At 58.7% G+C, this 888-nt stretch carries 2 pseudogenes; one reads left to right on the top strand and one right to left on the bottom strand.

Annotation, left to right across the window (positions count from 1 at the left end):
• Nucleotides 1-374 (top strand): annotated as a pseudogene (locus D6877_RS14495) (allophanate hydrolase); the annotation flags it as partial.
• An 88-nt stretch (nucleotides 375-462) separates the two neighbouring features.
• On the opposite strand, the pseudogene D6877_RS14490 reads toward D6877_RS14495, so the two are convergent.
• Nucleotides 463-888: pseudogene (locus D6877_RS14490) on the bottom strand (hypothetical protein); the annotation flags it as partial.

Here is an 888-nt window from a genome sequence, read left to right as displayed (position 1 = left end):
TCGGCGCACAGATCGGCCAGTTCAGCGGGCAGAGCCTGTTCGATGTCTTCAACAGCGCCTGGACCATCGACAGTCGCGCCGACCGCATGGGCATCCGCCTGCTCGGCGCGGCGTTGCAATATCAGGGCGCGCCGATGATCTCCGAGGGGATTCCGTTGGGCGCGGTTCAGGTGCCGCCGGACGGGCAGCCGATTGTGTTGCTCAATGATCGGCAGACCATTGGTGGCTATCCGCGCCTGGGCGCGTTGACACCGCTGGCGCTGGCGCGATTGGCGCAGTGCCTGCCGGGAACGAAAGTGAGAATGAGGCCGGTGGTGCAGGACGTCGCGCACCGCGAGCATGTCGAGTATTTGCAGCGCTTCAAAGATCGCTAAAAGCTTCGCGAGCAGGCTCGCTCCCACAGGTAAAAGCATTCCAATGTGGGAGCGAGCCTGCTCGCGAAGGCGTTCGTCGAGTTAACGATTATTTGGAAAGAAACCGCATCCCTTCCTCAAGCCCGCGCAGCGTTAGCGGATACATCTGATCCTCGATCAGATCGCGGACGATGTTGGTCGACGAGGTATAGCCCCACGTGTCCTTCGGATACGGGTTGATCCAGATGAGCTTCTTGTATTTCTCCATGAAGCGCTGCATCCACACGTAACCCGGCTCTTCGTTCCAGTGCTCGACGCTGCCACCGGCCTGGGTGATTTCGTAAGGCGCCATCGCGGCGTCACCGATGAAGATCACTTTGTAGTCGGCGCCGTATTTGTGCAGCAGATCCTGGGTCGAAGTGCGTTCGGAAGTGCGGCGCATGTTGTTCTTCCACACTGATTCATAAATGAAGTTGTGGAAGTAGAAGTACTCCAGGTGCTTGAACTCGGTCTTGCAGGCCGAGAACAATTCCTC

It is taken from the genome of Pseudomonas sp. Sample_9, assembly GCF_004307535.1.
Lineage (GTDB): Bacteria > Pseudomonadota > Gammaproteobacteria > Pseudomonadales > Pseudomonadaceae > Aquipseudomonas > Aquipseudomonas mercuritolerans.
Note: the sequence above shows the minus strand (reverse complement) of the source record. Positions and strands in the feature narration are given on the sequence as shown.